Raw genomic sequence first — 15,648 nt, 5'->3', positions numbered from 1 at the left:
TGGGTTGTATACATGAAACAGTCGGCTGCATCCGCCTACTCAGGAGCACGCGATGACTCGTCGACTTGCACTGAACCGCTTCACCACCAGGAGTCTGGTCGGGACCGGCGCGGCCGTTGTCGCGCTGGCCCTGACCGGCACCGCCTGCTCACCGGTCGAGCCGGCCGGTAGCGACAGTCCGTCCACCGGTAGCCAGGCCGCCGGCGGACAGGATGTGTTCGGGGAGCCCGCCGACGCGGCGCAGGTCAAGCAGGGCGGGACGCTGACGGTCGCGCTCTCCGCCGACCCGGACAAGCTCGACCCGACGCTGTCCCGCAGCCTGTACTCGCGCTACGTCTTCCACACGATGTGCGAGAAGCTGTACGACCTCGGCTCCGACGCCAAGGTGGTCCCCCAGCTCGCGACCGCGCTCCCGAAGATCTCCAGCGACGGCCTCAGCCTGACGATCCCGCTGAAGGAGGGCGTGAAGTTCGCCGACGGCACCGCCTTCGACTCGAACGCGGTGAAGGTCTCGCTGAACCGTCATCTGACGCTGGCCGGCTCGGCGCGCAAGAGCGAACTCGGTCCGATCACCTCGATCGATACACCGGACGCGAAGACGGTCGTCATCAAGCTGTCCAAGCCGTTCGCACCGTTGGCCGCCGCGCTCGCCGACCGCGCCGGCATGGTGCTCAGCCCGGCCGCGGTCACGAAGCTCGGCGCGAACTTCTCCACCGCGCCGGTGTGCGTCGGCCCGTTCAAGTTCGCCAGCCGGGTCGCGCAGAACTCGATCAAGGTGGTCAAGGACCCGCAGTACTACGACGCGGCGAAGGTGCACCTGGACGGGATCGAGTACCGGATCATCACCGACTCGAGCATCCGGTCGGCGAACCTGAAGTCCGGCGACGCGCAGGTCGCGGACTCGCTGTCGACGCAGGACGCACCCGAACTGCAGAAGGACGACACCGTCAGCGTGCTGCAGTCCCAGTCGCTCGGGTACCAGGGCCTGACGATCAACGTCGCCAACGCGAACGGGATCGGCAACCCGCTGAAGCCGCTCGACACCCCGATCGCGAAGGACCCGCGGGTCCGGCAGGCGCTGGCGCTGTCGATCGACCGTGAGGCGCTGGTGAAGTCGATCTTCAACGGCCTGAACACGGTCGCGTGCTCGCCGGTGTCGCCGAAGAGCGAGTTCACGTCCGACGCGGCGCAGACGTGTCCGGCCCACGACACCGCGAAGGCCAAGCAGTTGCTGGCCGACGCCGGCGTGCAGACGCCGTACAAGGTCGAGATGATCACGTCGAACAACCCGGACAGTCTGCGGCTCGCCCAGGCCCTGCAGGGCATGGTGAAGGAGGGCGGCTTCGAGCTGGTCATCAAGCCGGTCGAGTACGCCGCTCTGCTGGACCAGCAGGACCGCGGTGACTTCGAGCTCCTCCAGCTGGGCTGGTCGGGCCGCGTCGACCCGGACGCGAATATCTACAGCTTCGTCGCCACCACCGGCAGCCAGAACGTCGCCGGCTACAGCAGCCCCGACGTGGACAAGCTGCTCACCGACGCCCGCCAGGCCACCAACCAGGCCGACCGCGTCAAGCTGTACGGCGACGTCGTCACCAAGCTCCAGGCCGACGACCCGATCATCTACATGTACCGCCAGCGCAACCTCACCGGTGTCTCCAAGAAGCTGCTCGGCATCCAGGTCTACCCCGACGGCGTCATCCGCACCGCCTTCGCAGGATTCGCGAAGTGAGGCGGTACCTCCTCAATCGGTTGTGGCAGTCGGCGGTGACGCTCGTGCTCGCGACGATCGTGGTGTTCGCCGGCGTGCGGGCGTTGCCGGGTGATCCCGCGCTGGCGCTGGCCGGTGAGGACCGGGATCCGGAGTCGCTCCGTGCGATCCGGCAGCAGTACGGGCTGGATCAGTCCTGGCTGGTGCAGTTCTGGCAGTTCGTCAGTCATGCGGCGCGCGGCGATCTCGGGGAGTCGATCCGGACCGGCGCCCCGGTGCGCTCGATGATCGTCAGCGCGTTGCCGGTGACGATCGAACTGTCGGTGCTGGCGATTCTGATCGCGAGTGTGATCGGGGTCGGTGCCGGTGTGGTGGCCGCGGTCCGGCGTGGCCGGCCGGCCGAGTGGGCGGCGAACGCGCTCGCCTTGTTCGGCCTCTCGGTGCCGCACTTCTGGCTCGGGCTGATGGCGATCCTCTACCTGTCTGTTGCCCTCGGCCTCTTTCCCGCGTCCGGCTTCGTGCCGTTCTTCAGTAACCCGGTGGCGAACCTGCACCACCTGATCCTGCCGGCGCTGATTCTCGGGACCGGCCTGGCCGCGGTGATCATGCGCCAGACCCGTTCCTCGATGCTCGACGCGCTCTCCGCCGACTACATCCGGACGGCGGAGGCGAAGGGCCTGCCGCCGACGGCCGTGATCGGAAAGCATGCCCTGCGCAACAGTCTGATCGTGGTCGTGACGATCGTCGGCCTGCAGCTCGGCGCGCTGATCTCGGGTGCCGTGGTGACCGAACGGATCTTCGCGCTGCCCGGCTTCGGCAAGCTGACCGTCGACGCCGTCTTCCAGCGCGACTACCCGGTCATCCAGGCGGTCGTGCTGGTGACCGCAACGGCGTACATCGTCATCAATCTGCTGGTCGATCTGTTGTACTCCGTCATCGACCCGCGGATCCGCGTGCGAGGTGAGGTGTGATGGCGGTCGCCGAAGCGCTGACAGCGGCACCACTGCGCAGTACCCGGAGCCGAGTGGTACGCCGGATCCTCCACAACCCGCTGGCTCTCACCGGGCTCGCCGTACTGGCGATCGCGATCGTGCTCGCGGTGTTCGCGAACTGGCTGGCGCCGCACGAGCCCACGCAGAACCACCTCGACCGCGCGTTCTCCGCTCCGGGGACCGCCGGCTATCTGCTCGGTACCGACGACCTCGGCCGGGACGTGTTGTCGCGGATCATGTTCGGGCTCCGGGCATCTCTCCACGTCGGCATCCTCGCCGTCGCGTTCTCGCTCGTCATCGGTGTACCGCTAGGTCTGGTCGCTGGCTACTTCCGGCCAATAGACGCGCTGATCTCGCGGCTCACCGACCTGGTGCTGGCGTTCCCGTTCCTGATCCTCGCGGTCGGGCTGGCTGCGATTCGTGGCGCGAGCCTCGGGAACGCGGCGATCGCGATCGGCATCGCCCAGATCCCGGGGATGATCCGGATCGTCCGGTCCGAGACGCTCCGGCTGAAGTCGTTGGACTTCGTCGCCGCCGCGATCGTCGAGGGTGCGAGCGACGCCTGGGTGCTCGGGCGGCACATCCTGCCGAACGCCGGGTCCGCGATCATCGTCCAGGCCACCGTCGGCATCCCGGCGGCGATCCTCGGCGAGGCGGTGCTGTCGTTCCTCGGCCTCGGCATCCAGCCGCCGGCCCCGAGCCTCGGCACGATGCTCGCCGACGCGCAGCAGTTCGCGTCCCGGGCGCCGTGGGCCGCGGTGATGCCGGGCGTCGCGATCATGCTGCTCACGCTGGCGTTCAACATCGTCGGCGACAGCCTCCGTGACGCCCTCGACCCGAAGGCGAGCCGCCGATGAAACCGATCCTCGCAGTGCAAGATCTCACCGTCACCTTCCGGACCGAGGACGGTCCGTTGTCCGCGGTGGACCGGGTCAGCCTGGAGATCGGCGACGGCGAAGTACTGGCGGTCGTCGGCGAGTCCGGCTGCGGCAAGAGCGTCACCGCGATGAGTATCGCCGGGCTACTCCCCCGGACGGCCACGGTCGGCGGCTCGGTCCGCCTGAACGGCACCGAGCTGATCGGCGCCGACAAGCGCACGCTCCGGTCGATCCGCGGCCGCGAGGTGGCGTACATCTTCCAGGAGCCGATGACCTCGCTGAACCCGGTCTTCACGGTCGGCCACCAGATCAGCGAGGTACTGCGGACGCACGTCGGACTCAACCGGCAGGCGGCGCACGCCCGCGCGATCGAACTGCTCAAGCTCGTCGGCATCCCGTCCGCCGAACGCCGGGTCAGCGACTACCCACACCAGCTCTCGGGCGGCATGCGGCAGCGGGTGATGATCGCGATGGCGGTCGCCTGCGACCCGAAGGTGCTGATCGCCGACGAGCCGACGACGGCACTCGACGTCACGATCCAGGCCGGCATCCTCGACGTACTGCGGGGTCTGCGCGAACGTCTCGGGACGAGCATCGTCCTGATCACGCACGACCTCGGTGTCGTCGCCGACCTCGCCGACCGGGTCGCGGTGATGTACGCCGGACGCGTGGTCGAGACCGCCGAGGTCCACGACCTGTTCGCACGCCCGCAACATCCCTACACCGTGGGCCTGCTCGGCGCCTCCCCCGCCGCCGGACGGCACGCGGAGTCGCAACGCCTCAACGAGATCCCCGGCCTGGTCCCGGTGCTCACCGAACAGCCCGACGCCTGCACGTTCGCCGACCGCTGCACCCGGGCCGTCGACACGTGTACGTCGTCCCAGCCGCGACTCACCGACGGTCCGCACCGTGTCGCGTGCTGGAACCCGGTTCGCGAACCAGTGGAGGTCTGATGGACGCGCTCGCTGTCGAAGACCTGGTCATGCACTTCGGACCGGTGCGCGCCGTCGACGGTGTGACGCTCCGGATCCGGCCCGGCTCCGTCGTCGCGCTGGTCGGCGAGAGCGGCTCCGGCAAGTCCACGGTCGGTCGCTGCATCGTGCGGCTGCTCGAACCGACGGGCGGAACGGTCCAGCTGGCCGGAGCCGACATCACCCATCTGGATCGCCGTCAGCTCCGTCCGCATCGTCGCGACGTCTCGATCGTCTTCCAGGATCCGGCGGGCTCACTCGACCCGCGGCTGTCGGTCGGCGACATCGTCGGCGAGCCACTCCGGCTGATGCGCCGCAAGGACATCCCGGCGAAGGTCGCCGACGCGCTCCGCCGGGTCGGTCTGCGTCCCGAGGTCGCCCAGCGGGCGCCGCACGAGCTGTCCGGTGGTCAGCGTCAGCGCGTCAGCATCGCCCGCGCGCTGATCTCCGAGCCGCGGTTGCTCGTGGCCGACGAGCCGACGAGTGCGCTGGATGTCTCGGTGCAGGCCGCCGTACTCAATCTGCTGGCGGATCTGCAGCGGGACCTCGGGTTCGCGTGCCTGTTCATCACGCACGATCTGTCGGCGGTCGAGTACCTCGCTGACGAGGTGGCCGTGATGTACCTCGGTCAGCTCGTCGAGCAAGGTCCGCGCACGCGGATCTTCGGGAAGCCGGCCCACCCGTACACGCAGGCGCTGCTGTCCGCGGCGCCCGTCCCCGATCCCGCCGAGCAACGGGCCCGCCGTCCCGTGCTGCTCGGTGACGATCTCCCGTCCGCGATCGACCCACCGCCCGGCTGCCGCTTCCACACCCGGTGCCCGGTCGCGGTCGACAAATGCCGGACAGTCGTCCCGGAACCACGCACGATCGGAGAAGGTGGACACCAGGTGGCTTGTCACCTCGTGAACGAAGACGGCACCGGCCCGGATGTACGCCTAACAGAAGGAGTGTCTCGATGACGTTCACCACCCGGCCCACCTTGCGCGGCACGTTCGGGATGGTTTCGTCCACGCATTGGCTCGCGTCGCAGTCGGCGATGCGGATCCTCGAGCTCGGCGGGAACGCGTTCGACGCGGGCGCCGCGGCCGGATTCGTGCTGCATGTGGTCGAGCCGCACCTCAACGGGCCTGGTGGTGAGGTTCCGGCGATCATCGCGACCGCCGCGGATCCCACGCCGCGGGTGCTTTGCGGTCAGGGCGTCGCGCCGGCCGGGGCAACGATCGAGCACTACCGCTCGCTCGGTCTGACGCTCGTGCCCGGCTCGGGTCCGCTCGCGGCGACGGTTCCGGGCGCGGTCGACGCGTGGCTGCTCCTGCTCCGCGATCACGGGACGCTGCCGTTGAGCGTCGTACTCGAGCCGGCCATCGAGTACGCGCGCAACGGGCATCCGCTGGTACCGCGGGTCGCGGACACGATCGGCACGGTGCAGGAACTCTTCGAGAAGCACTGGCAGACCTCGGCCGCGCTCTGGTTGCAGGGCGGGCGGCCGGTGACCGGCCGATTCAGCAACCCGGCGTACGCCGCCACGCTGGAAAAGCTCGTCTCGGAAGGCGAAGCGGCTGGCGCCGACCGGCAGGCGCAGGTCGAGCGCGCGCGGACGACCTGGCGCCTGGGATTCGTCGCCGAGGCGATCGACAAGTTCTCCCGGATCCCGCACCGGGACTCCAGCGGCGAGGACCACGCCGGCCTGATCACCGGTGATGACCTGGCCGCGTTCGAGGCGAGCTGGGAGGACCCGGCGACGTACGACTGGAACGGGTACACCGTCGCGAAGACCGGACCGTGGGGCCAGGGCCCTGGCCTGCTGCAGTCGCTCGCGGTTCTCGCGGCGCTCGGTGACGTAGATCTGGACAGCGCCGACGGTGTGCACGCGACGGTCGAGGCGATGAAGCTGTCGTACGCCGACCGCGAGGCCTGGTACGGCGACGGCGCCGACGTACCGCTCGACACGCTGCTGTCCCCGGAGTACGCCGCCGAGCGGGCGAAGCTGATCGGGCCGGACGCCTCACTCGACCTCCGCCCCGGCAGTCCGGACGGACGCGACCCCGTGCTCCCGTCGGTTGCGACGAGCAACGAGTCGGGCGACGCCACGACCGGTGAGCCGACCGTCTCGTCCGGCGGCGTGACCCGCGGCGACACCTGTCACGTCGACGTCGTCGACCGGTGGGGCAACATGATCTCCGCGACGCCGAGCGGGGGCTGGCTGCAGTCGTCACCGACGATCCCGGAGCTCGGGTTCTGTCTCGGCAGCCGCGCCCAGATGTTCTGGCTCGAGGAGGGCCTGCCGGCCTCACTCGCTCCCGGTAGGCGGCCGCGCACCACGCTGACGCCGACGCTCGTCCTCCGCGACGGCGAACCGGTGATGGCGTGCGGTTCGCCCGGTGGCGACCAGCAGGACCAGTGGCAGCTGCTGTTCCTGCTCCGGCACCTCGGCGCCGGGATGGATCTGCAGGAGGCGATCGACGCACCGGCCTGGCACACCACCGGCTTCCCGTCGTCGTTCTACCCGCGCGCCACCGAACCCGGCGGGCTCGTGGTGGAGACCCGCGTCGGCAAGGACGTGCGCGACGAACTCGTCCGGCGCGGACACGTCGTCACCGAGTCCGACCCGTGGAGCCTCGGCCGGCTCTGCGCCGTACGGAAGGAGGCCGACGGCGTGCTCGCGGCCGCGGCGAACCCGCGCGGCATGCAGGGTTACGCGGTCGGTCGCTGACCCAGCGCCGCCTGCGCGGCGGCCTGGACGTGCAGGCGGGCGGCGGTGCTCGCCGCCTCGGCGTCGCCCGCCTCGATCGCGTCGACCAGCCGGACGTGTTCCTCGGACGAGTGCGGTGCCCGCTGCGCCGCGCCGACCCGGAACACCCAGTGCACGTGGTGGTACATCGCGGCCGAGATCGAGTGCAGCCAGCGGTTCCCGCTGACCTCGATCACGGCCCGGTGGAACGCACTGTTCAGCTCGGCGACCCGGTCGAAATCCGCCGCTGCCGTCGCCTCGTTCGCCTCCGAGATCAACCGGCGGAGCGTCGCGATCCCCTCGGCCGTCGCGCGCTCCGCGGCCAGCCCGGCGGCGAGCGTCTCGAGCTGCTGCCGTACGCCGAACAGGTCGCGCACCGCGGTCTCGTCGAGCGTCGCCACCACTGCTCCCCGGCGCGGCAGGATCTGCACGAAGCCCTCGGCCTCGACCACCCGCAGCGCTTCCCGCACCGGATTGCGTGACACCCCGAAGTCGTCCGCGAGCCGGGTTTCGGTCAGCCGCTCCCCCTGGCCGTACTCACCGTCGACGATCCGCCGCCGCAGTTCCGCCAGGACCTGTTCGCGCAGCGCGACATGATCGGCACCGATCGTCCGTACGGTCATCCCGCCCCGAGCCGCACCGTCCAGTTGCTCCACCCCTGGCTCCTCTCCCCGTTCGCCTCACCCCGCTGTGACCCGCGCGCCACGGTAGCCGATCGGGGACGCGGCGGCACCTGATCCAGTGCCGCGTTATGTTGACCACTTGAGCATCCAACTGGTTCCACTGACGGATCCCGACTACCGCCCGCTCAGCCGCCGGCTCGCCTGGCTGGCCACCGAGGCCGACGGTACGCCGGTGGGCTCCGCCTTCCTCAGACTCGACAGTCGCCGGCACCACGCGCACCTGGCCGAGTTCGAACTCACCGTGCACCCCGCCGAACGGCGTCGCGGCATCGGGTCGCGACTGCTCGGCGCGGTCGTCGCCAGCGGCCGCGAGCACGAGATCCGGACCCTGCTGGCCGACGTCGACGTCAACTCCGTCGGCGACCACTTCCTCGAGCACCACGGTTTCGCGATCGGCCTGACACTGATCTACGCCCGACTCGACCTGACCGATCCGACTCCCGACGTACCGGAGGTGCCCGGGTATCGGCTCGTCTCCTGGGAGGGCGTCGTACCGGACGAGCTGGTGCAGACGTTCACCGACGCGCGGACGGCGATGGACGATGCGCCTTCGGGCACAATCCGGATCGGCCCGGACGTGTGGGACGTCGAGCGGACCCGGTACGCCGCACAGCTGATCGAGCAGCGTGGTGAGCACATCTCGGTCGTCGCGGCGATCGACCGCTCCGGGATGATCGCCGGCTTCACCGAGGTCGTCGTACCGGGTGACGGGAAGGGCGACGGGCAGCATTACGGCACCGCCGTCCTCCCCACGCACCGCGGCCGCGGTCTCGCGCTGTGGATGAAGGCCGCGCAGATCCACGAGACCCGCCGACGCTTCCCCGACCTCGACGGTCTCCTCACCGACACCGTCGACACCAACGTGCCGATGCGCCGTACCAACGACCACCTCGGCTACCGCCCCCGCTTCGAAGTCCGCCGCCGCAAACTCGACCTCTAGCAGCCGGGTCGTGTGCCAGCGCTACTGGCCGAGGATCTTCTGGACGGCGGCCGTCGTGATCGGGTGGTAGCCGGGGCGGGCCTTGGCGAAGACCTCGGCGGCGAAGGCGCGGTCGGTGCCGGCGAGCGCCTGGTAGACCGGCAGGATCAGCTTCATCCGCCCGACATCGGTGAGGAACCCAGCCATCTCGGCGTACGCCGCCTCGTAGCTGCTGGCGGCAACGATCTGGTACCAGCGCCGCGCGATCTCACCGTTCGCGGTCCCGGTCAGCCCGAACGCGCGGTCCAACTGCTGCAGCAGCACCGGGCTCAGTACGTCGGGAGCCGCGTCGAGGAACCGCAGCCACTCCTGCGTCGTCCACCGGTCCGCGCCGTGCGGCAGCTCGCCCGTCGTCAGCCAGTTGGCCCGTGCCTCGTCGACGACCTGGAACCGCGCCGACGCCGCGCGCTCCGCGAACGCCGGGATGCCCGGCTCGTACAACCAGGCAGCCACCTCCTCGGACGTCACCACGTCCGGATGCGACGCGAGGAGAGTCTCCTGCAGGTGCTCGACGAAGTTGTCCGAGTTGATGCTGCGGAACGCGAACCGGTCGAAGTACCCACGCAGGAACGGGTCGAAGACCTCCCGCGTGAACCGCTGCTCGAGCCAGGACAGGAACCACGACCCCTTGAGCGGCCCGGTCGACGTCGTCCCGTGGTACTCCGAGCGGTGGTGCAGACCCGGCAGTTCGACCGCGAGCTCGGCCGGCGTCAGCGGGTCCAGCTTCACGACCGTCGCGTGCTGCTTGATCGCGGTCTCCATGAGCGCGAACTCGGTCCCGTAGACCGCCTCGACGATCCGGTTCTCGACGTACGACGTGAAGCCCTCGTTCAGCCAGATGTCGTCCCAGCTGTCCTGGGTGACCAGATTGCCGGACCAGCTGTGCGCGAGCTCGTGCGCGATCACGCTGACCAGCGACTTGTCGCCGATCACCACGGTCGGGGTCGCGAACGTCATCCGCGGGTTCTCCATCCCGCCGTACGGGAAGGACGGCGGGAGGACGAGCAGGTCGTAGCGGCCCCAGCGGTACGGGCCGAAGAGCTCCTCGGTGACCCGCATCATCTCCTCGGTGTCGACGAACTCGGTCGCCGCCTTCCGCACCGTGGCGGGCTCGGCCCACACACCGGAACGCTCACCGAGCGGCTCGAAGACCAGATCGCCCGCGGCGATCGCCAGCAGGTACGACGGGATCGGCTCGGGCATCACGACGTCGTACGAGCCGGTACGGCGGGACGTCGTACCGTTGTCGGCGCTCATCAGCACCATCAACTCCGGCGGCGCGGTGACGTGCGCGGCGTAGCTGAACCGGATGCTCGGCGTGTCCTGCAGCGGCACCCAGCTGCGGGCGTGGATCGCCTGCGACTGGCTGAACATGAATGGCATCACGCCACCGGCCGTCATCGCCGGCTCCAGCCACTGCAGCCCGCTCGCGGTCGGCGCGGTCCGGTAACTGACCTTCACCCGCGGATGGCTCGCCGTCCGGATCGTGAGCGCGGATCCGAGCTCCTTGTCCGGGAGTCCGAGGCTGAACTCCAGCGGCTCCCAGCCGTCGGCCGTCTGCCCCTCGACGCCCAGCACCGTGAGGTCGCGGGTGTCGAGGACGAGGCGGTCGGCCGGGCCGGTCCAGGCGAGGGTGTGCGTGGCACTGCCGGCCAGCACTTTCTCGTCGAAGTCCAGCGCGAGGTCGAGCTCGAGGTGAGTGGTCCGAACCAGCTGCGGCTCGGCATAGGAGTGGCGATCGTGCGTCAAGGGAAGCTCCCGGGTGAGGCGTCCGACGAACAGTACCCACGTCCCGACCGGTTCGGACGACCAATCTGGGTCATCCGCACCAACGTGCCAAAACCCCGGTTCGCTCCTGACACCGGTTGCGCTCCAGGGGGTGCCTACTAGCAGACTGTCACCATGACGTGCGACGGCAGTCCGGAGCTGGTGCTGAGACGGCGGCCGTTCGGATCGTGGCTGCTCGGCCCCGCCGACCAGAGCCCACGGCGGCTGCGCGCCCGGCTGCAGGTCCTGATGACCACCTTCTCGATCGGCACCAACCTGATCGGCGCGCTGGTCGTCTTCGTGCTCGCCGTCTTCGTCCTGCCCGGCCCGTCGCTGGTCGACCAGCTCCAGCTCGTCGACGCGATCATCATCCCGCTGTACTTCGTGTTCGCGATGGCGATCGGCTGTGTCTGGAGCACCCGCTTGACCCGCCGCGTGACCCGGTGGATCGACCTGGACCGACCGGCGACCCGCCGGGAGCAGATCGCCACCCTGCAGTTGCCGCTGCGGCTCACCCTCATCGAGGTGCTGCTCTGGCTGGTCGCCGCGGTGTTCTTCACCGTGATGACGGTGCTGCTGCAGCCGGAGAACGCGCTGCGTGTCGCGCTCACCGTGATCGACGGCACGATCATCACCTGCGCGGTCTCGTACCTGCTGACCGAGTTCGCGCTGCGTCCGGTCGCGGCGCGGGCCCTGGTCGACTCACCGCCGCCGCGCCGGCTGCTCGCGGCCGGGTTGAAGGCGCGGACGGTGTTCTTCTGGGCCGTCGGGTCCGGCGTACCGGTGGCCGGCCTGATGCTGGCCGCCGTACTGGCGCTGATCGAGGGCGACGTCACCTCGACCCGGCTGTCGATCGTGATCCTCGCGCTCGGCATCGTGGCGCTCGGCAACGGTGCGCTGCTGACCTGGTTGTCGGCCAAGTCGGTGGTGGCTCCGGTGCGCTCGGTGCGGGACGCGCTCACGCTCATCGGCGAGGGCCGGCTCGACGTGAGCATCCCGGTCTTCGACGGCACCGAGCTCGGGTCGCTGCAGGCCGGGTTCAACCGGATGGCCGAGGGCCTGCGCGAGCGGGAACGGATCCGCGACGTCTTCGGGCGGTACGTCGGTCCCGGCGTCGTCCAGGAGGCGCTGACGAGCGACCGGCTCGGCGGCGAGGAGCGGTTCGCCGCGGTGCTGTTCATCGATCTGGTCGGATCGACCGAGCTGGCGACGCAGCGGCCGCCGACCGAGGTCGTGCAGCTGCTCAACCGGTTCTTCGCGATCGTGGTCGACGAGGTGGACCGGCAGGGCGGGTTCGTGAACAAGTTCGCCGGTGACGCCGCGCTGGCCGTCTTCGGCGCACCGGCCGAACTGCCCGATCCCGCGGGGAGCGCGCTCAGTGCCGGACGTGAGCTGGCACGGAGGCTTGCCGAGGAGTTGCCGGAAGCAACGGCGGGGATCGGGATCACTGCCGGGATCGTGGTGGCCGGCACCGTTGGCGACGTACGGCGGCACGAGTACACCGTGATCGGGGATCCGGTGAACGAGGCGGCGCGGTTGAGCGAGCTCGCCAAGACCTCTCCGGGGCGGTTGATCGCCTCGATGGCCGCTGTCGACGAGTGCGAGCCGAGTGAGGCCGATCAGTGGCGGACGAGTGAGCTGGTCACTGTGCGAGGCCGGTCGGTGCCGACGCAACTGGCTGTCCCGCATTCATGAGGTCGTGCAGCAGCGCGGCGCCGTACAGCATCGCTTTGGTCTGGCGGTCGTGGGCGGCGCGGCGCTCGGCGATCGCGGCCCGCAGCGCCTCGGTGCTGCCGGTCCTGCGGAGCCCGTCGAGCACCGGTTTGATCTGCTCGAAGTAGTAGTGCCCCTTGCGGAGCATGTGGATGATCCGCGCGTCGCGAACCTGTTCGGCGCCGTACCGGCGGTACTTCGTCCCCGGTTCACGCGTCGGCGCGAGCAGACCGGCGGCTTCCCAGACGCGCAGTGCTGACGGCCGGATGCCGAGGCGATGCGCGAGTTCGCCGACCAGGAGCGACGGGCCGGTGTGCTCGTCAACCTGCTCCGCGGCGAGTGCGGCCAGGGCGTCGCTCGCGGCGTCCGTTGCGAGGCGTTGCTCGTGGAGGGCGGCATGGGACGCGTCGACGAGTCGGTACGCGAGCGCTTCGTCGCCGTTGTGGACTGCGCGCATGATCTCGGTCGCGGTCTCGGCGCCGAAGCCGGGCGCGAGCGCGCGGTACGTCAGCAGCGCCGACACATGCTCCGGACCGTACTGCCGGTACCCGGTGTCCGACCGTGGCGCGGGCGGCAGGATTCCGGCGGCCTCGTAGTTGCGGACGAGCTGGGTCGACACCCCGGCCCGGCGCGCCAGATCTACCGGCCGCAATCCCACTAGCGCCCTCCGGAGACGTCGACGCTCGTCCCCGTCATGTACGACGAACGGTCCGACGCGAGGAAAGCGATCACCTCCGCGACCTCCTCGACCCGTCCCGGCCGGGCCAGCGGCGGCGTCGTACCCAGACGGTCCAGGCGGCCCGGCTCGTGGATATCGGTCTCGATCAGGCCCGGGCGGACCCCGAGGACGCGGACGCCCTCCTGCGCGACCTCGTTCGCCAGGCCGGTGGTGAGCGCGTCGACCGCGGCCTTGCTCGCCGCGTAGTCGACGTACTCGCCGGCCGATCCGAGCACCGCCGCGCGGGACGAGACGTTCACGAGGACTCCCCCGTTGCCGCCGTACGCCGTCGACATCCGGCGGACCGCGGCGCCGGCGACCAGGAAGGCGCTGATCGAGTTGATCCGGAACACCCGGTCGAGGCGTTCGGCGTCGTACTCCGCCACCCGCCCGGCCGGCGAGACGACGCCGGCGTTGTTGATCACGGCACCGATCGGGCCGAGCTCGGCGGTCACGGTGTCGAAGAGGCGCTCGATCTGGTCGGCCTCGACGATGTCCGCCGGTACGGCGATCGCGCGCCGGCCGAGCTCCTCACACGCCTTCACGACGCCCGCCGCCGCATCGGCCTGCGTCCGGTAGTTCACGCCGACGTCCCAGCCGTCCGCGGCGAGCGCGAGGGCCGCGGCGGCGCCGATCCCCCGACTCCCGCCGGTCACCAGCACAACCCCACGCCCGTCAGTCCCGGAAGTCATGGCCCTACTGTTTCACGCGGGCGGAATGACCAAGCCGAGCTGGGTCTCGGAGTCGACGAAACCGACCGACCGATAGATCCGGATCGCGAGGTACTCCGGGTCCGCCACCATCACCAGCGTCTTCGCCCCACCCTCGTTCAGCCCGTACGTCGACGCGCGGTGGACGAGCGTGCTGGCCAGCCCACGACCCCGGTCCTCGAGCGACGTCTGCACGTTCTGGAACCGCGCCAGACCCTTGCCGTCGAACATCAACCCGAGCGAACTCTGCAACCGGTCACCGTCGAACGCGCCGAACCACAGCCCGTGGCCCGCCTCGACCAGCGCGCGCTGCGTCGCCACCTTCCGCCGCGAGAACTCCTCGTAGGCGTCGTCAACTGTTCTCGCGGCTGTGGCCAGCCCCTGCTGGAACAGCTGCTCCCAGTCCCCGTCCCCACTCAGCAAGCGGTACGTCGACTCCTCGTTCGGCCGCTGCGGCGGTACGACACTGTCGGCCGTCATCACAACGCTGGGCTCCACCGTGAAGCCGGCGGCGGTGACCTCGTCGGCGGCCCCGACCTCGCCGTCCACACTGTCGATGCCGAGCGCAACATGCTCCGCGGCCGGGAACTCGCGGTGGAAGTCGTCGAGCCGGATCTTGGTGTCGCCGGGTGCGAACGGCGTCCGGTAGAGCAGGTAGTTCCCCCACCAGAAACCGGGATTGCCTGGGGTCCGCACAACGACGTACGCACCCTTGTCCTCGAACTCGCTGCCGCCCAGCGCGAGCAGCAACAGGTCCGTTCGGTAGCCGAGGCTGGTGATCTCCACGCCACCATCCTCGCTCCGGCGTCAACCAGGTTTGGTGGTTGACATGCAACCTAGCGGCTGCCTATTTTGGTCATGCAACCAATCGGCTGCATGACCTGATCGGAGCGTGATGGACGACGAGGTGTTCCGCGCCCTCGCGGACCCGAGCCGCCGGCGGCTGCTCGACCTGCTGAATGCGCGCAACGGGCAGACCCTGCGCGACCTGTGCGCCGAGCTCGACATGACGCGGCAGTCGGTGAGCAAGCACCTCGCCGTACTCGAGGGCGCGAATCTCGTCACCACCGTGTGGCGCGGGCGAGAGAAGCTGCACCACCTCAACGCCGAGCCGATCAACGCCATCGCCGACCGCTGGATCCAGCAGTACGACCGGCGCCGGGTCCAGCTGTTCGCAGACCTCAAGACGACTTTGGAGGCTCAGACCACCATGAACGACTTCGTGTACACGACCTACATCCGGACGACGCCCGAGCAGCTGTGGCGGGCGCTCACAGAACCGGCCTTCACCGAGCAGTACTGGGGGCTGCACCACGAGACCGACTGGAAGGTCGGCTCCGAGATGATCTGGCACCAGAGCGACGGCAAGGCGACGATCTCGGGCTCGGACCAGGTCGTCGTGGAGCACGAGCCGTACCGGCGACTCGCCTACACCTGGCACCACATCACGCCGGAGTTCGCGACCGCGGTCGGCTTCGACGACGAACTGCGCGACAAGATCAGCCCGGAGCCGCTGTCGACCGCGATCTTCGAGCTCGAGCCGGTCGACGACGGCCAGGTGAAACTCACCGTCGTCCACACGGGCTTCGAGCCCGGCAGCACGATCCGGACGATGATCCAGGATGGCTGGCCGCGGGTGTTCGCCGACCTGAAGTCCTTGCTGGAGACCTCGCCAGTCCGGGTATGAAAACGTTCACACGCGTCAGCTCGGACCACTTTCAGCCGTAACTGGTTCTTCTTCGACTCTTGCCATGGCAACGTTTTCATCCTACGGTCGGGCCGCAGGAAACGGTGCGGG

General features: G+C 69.6%; 14 protein-coding genes. 9 read left to right on the top strand and 5 right to left on the bottom strand.

Going from position 1 to position 15,648, the window contains the following annotated elements; translation table 11 throughout:
* The first annotated feature begins 52 nt into the window (after positions 1-52).
* The 6 genes from AC0662_RS06010 to AC0662_RS05985 are packed head-to-tail and all read left to right on the top strand — an operon-like array spanning position 53 to position 7,262.
* Positions 53-1,729 carry an ABC transporter substrate-binding protein gene (locus AC0662_RS06010; RefSeq protein WP_452202850.1) on the top strand — a complete coding sequence of 559 codons (1,677 nt, stop codon included), beginning with the start codon at positions 53-55 and terminating at the stop codon, positions 1,727-1,729.
* Positions 1,726-2,679: an ABC transporter permease gene (locus AC0662_RS06005; protein WP_478298848.1), complete on the top strand. Its 954-nt coding sequence runs from the start codon at positions 1,726-1,728 to the stop codon at positions 2,677-2,679. The genes AC0662_RS06010 and AC0662_RS06005 overlap by 4 nt, the downstream gene beginning before the upstream one ends.
* Positions 2,679-3,557: an ABC transporter permease gene (locus AC0662_RS06000; protein WP_452202854.1), complete on the top strand. Its 879-nt coding sequence runs from the start codon at positions 2,679-2,681 to the stop codon at positions 3,555-3,557. Before AC0662_RS06005 ends, AC0662_RS06000 begins: the two co-directional genes overlap by 1 nt.
* Positions 3,554-4,531 carry an ABC transporter ATP-binding protein gene (locus AC0662_RS05995; protein ID WP_478298846.1) on the top strand — a complete coding sequence of 326 codons (978 nt, stop codon included), beginning with the start codon at positions 3,554-3,556 and terminating at the stop codon, positions 4,529-4,531. The genes AC0662_RS06000 and AC0662_RS05995 overlap by 4 nt, the downstream gene beginning before the upstream one ends.
* Complete coding sequence (locus AC0662_RS05990) at positions 4,531-5,508, top strand: ABC transporter ATP-binding protein (protein WP_478298844.1); 978 nt, start codon at positions 4,531-4,533, stop codon at positions 5,506-5,508. The genes AC0662_RS05995 and AC0662_RS05990 overlap by 1 nt, the downstream gene beginning before the upstream one ends.
* Complete coding sequence (locus tag AC0662_RS05985) at positions 5,505-7,262, top strand: gamma-glutamyltransferase family protein (RefSeq protein ID WP_478298842.1); 1,758 nt, start codon at positions 5,505-5,507, stop codon at positions 7,260-7,262. The genes AC0662_RS05990 and AC0662_RS05985 overlap by 4 nt, the downstream gene beginning before the upstream one ends.
* Here the strand turns inward: AC0662_RS05985 and AC0662_RS05980 are convergent.
* Entirely contained in the window at positions 7,244-7,936 is a 693-nt protein-coding gene (locus AC0662_RS05980) for a GntR family transcriptional regulator (RefSeq protein ID WP_452202861.1), read from the bottom strand. The genes AC0662_RS05985 and AC0662_RS05980 overlap by 19 nt on opposite strands.
* Positions 7,937-8,042: 106 nt before the next feature.
* Here AC0662_RS05980 and AC0662_RS05975 point away from each other — a divergent pair, with 106 nt between their 5' ends.
* Complete coding sequence (locus AC0662_RS05975; protein WP_478298840.1) at positions 8,043-8,903, top strand: GNAT family N-acetyltransferase; 861 nt, start codon at positions 8,043-8,045, stop codon at positions 8,901-8,903.
* Positions 8,904-8,924: 21 nt separating this feature from the next.
* Here the strand turns inward: AC0662_RS05975 and AC0662_RS05970 are convergent, their stop codons facing one another.
* Entirely contained in the window at positions 8,925-10,691 is a 1,767-nt protein-coding gene (locus tag AC0662_RS05970; RefSeq protein WP_478298838.1) for a M1 family metallopeptidase, read from the bottom strand.
* Between the two features lie 153 nt (positions 10,692-10,844).
* Here AC0662_RS05970 and AC0662_RS05965 point away from each other — a divergent pair, with 153 nt between their 5' ends.
* The gene (locus tag AC0662_RS05965; protein WP_478298836.1) at positions 10,845-12,404 is read left to right on the top strand and encodes an adenylate/guanylate cyclase domain-containing protein; all 1,560 of its coding nucleotides are present in this window, start codon (positions 10,845-10,847) and stop codon (positions 12,402-12,404) included.
* On the opposite strand, the gene AC0662_RS05960 is transcribed toward AC0662_RS05965, so the two are convergent.
* From AC0662_RS05960 to AC0662_RS05950, 3 genes are read right to left on the bottom strand one after another with little or no spacing between them, the layout of a single operon-like run.
* On the bottom strand, positions 12,352-13,080 hold the full coding sequence (locus AC0662_RS05960; RefSeq protein ID WP_478298834.1) for a MerR family transcriptional regulator: 729 nt from the start codon (positions 13,078-13,080) through the stop codon (positions 12,352-12,354). The two genes, AC0662_RS05965 and AC0662_RS05960, sit on opposite strands and share 53 nt — an antisense overlap.
* The gene (locus AC0662_RS05955; protein ID WP_478298832.1) at positions 13,080-13,832 is read right to left on the bottom strand and encodes an SDR family oxidoreductase; all 753 of its coding nucleotides are present in this window, start codon (positions 13,830-13,832) and stop codon (positions 13,080-13,082) included. Before AC0662_RS05955 ends, AC0662_RS05960 begins: the two co-directional genes overlap by 1 nt.
* A 12-nt stretch (positions 13,833-13,844) precedes the next feature.
* On the bottom strand, positions 13,845-14,636 hold the full coding sequence (locus AC0662_RS05950) for a GNAT family N-acetyltransferase (RefSeq protein ID WP_452202873.1): 792 nt from the start codon (positions 14,634-14,636) through the stop codon (positions 13,845-13,847).
* Positions 14,637-14,745: 109 nt separating this feature from the next.
* On the opposite strand from AC0662_RS05950, the gene AC0662_RS05945 reads away from it, so the two are divergent.
* On the top strand, positions 14,746-15,537 hold the full coding sequence (locus tag AC0662_RS05945; protein ID WP_478298830.1) for an ArsR/SmtB family transcription factor: 792 nt from the start codon (positions 14,746-14,748) through the stop codon (positions 15,535-15,537).
* The last annotated feature ends 111 nt before the right edge of the window (positions 15,538-15,648 follow it).

The sequence above is a fragment of the Kribbella sp. NPDC043289 genome, assembly GCF_056436705.1.
Note: the sequence above shows the minus strand (reverse complement) of the source record. Positions and strands in the feature narration are given on the sequence as shown.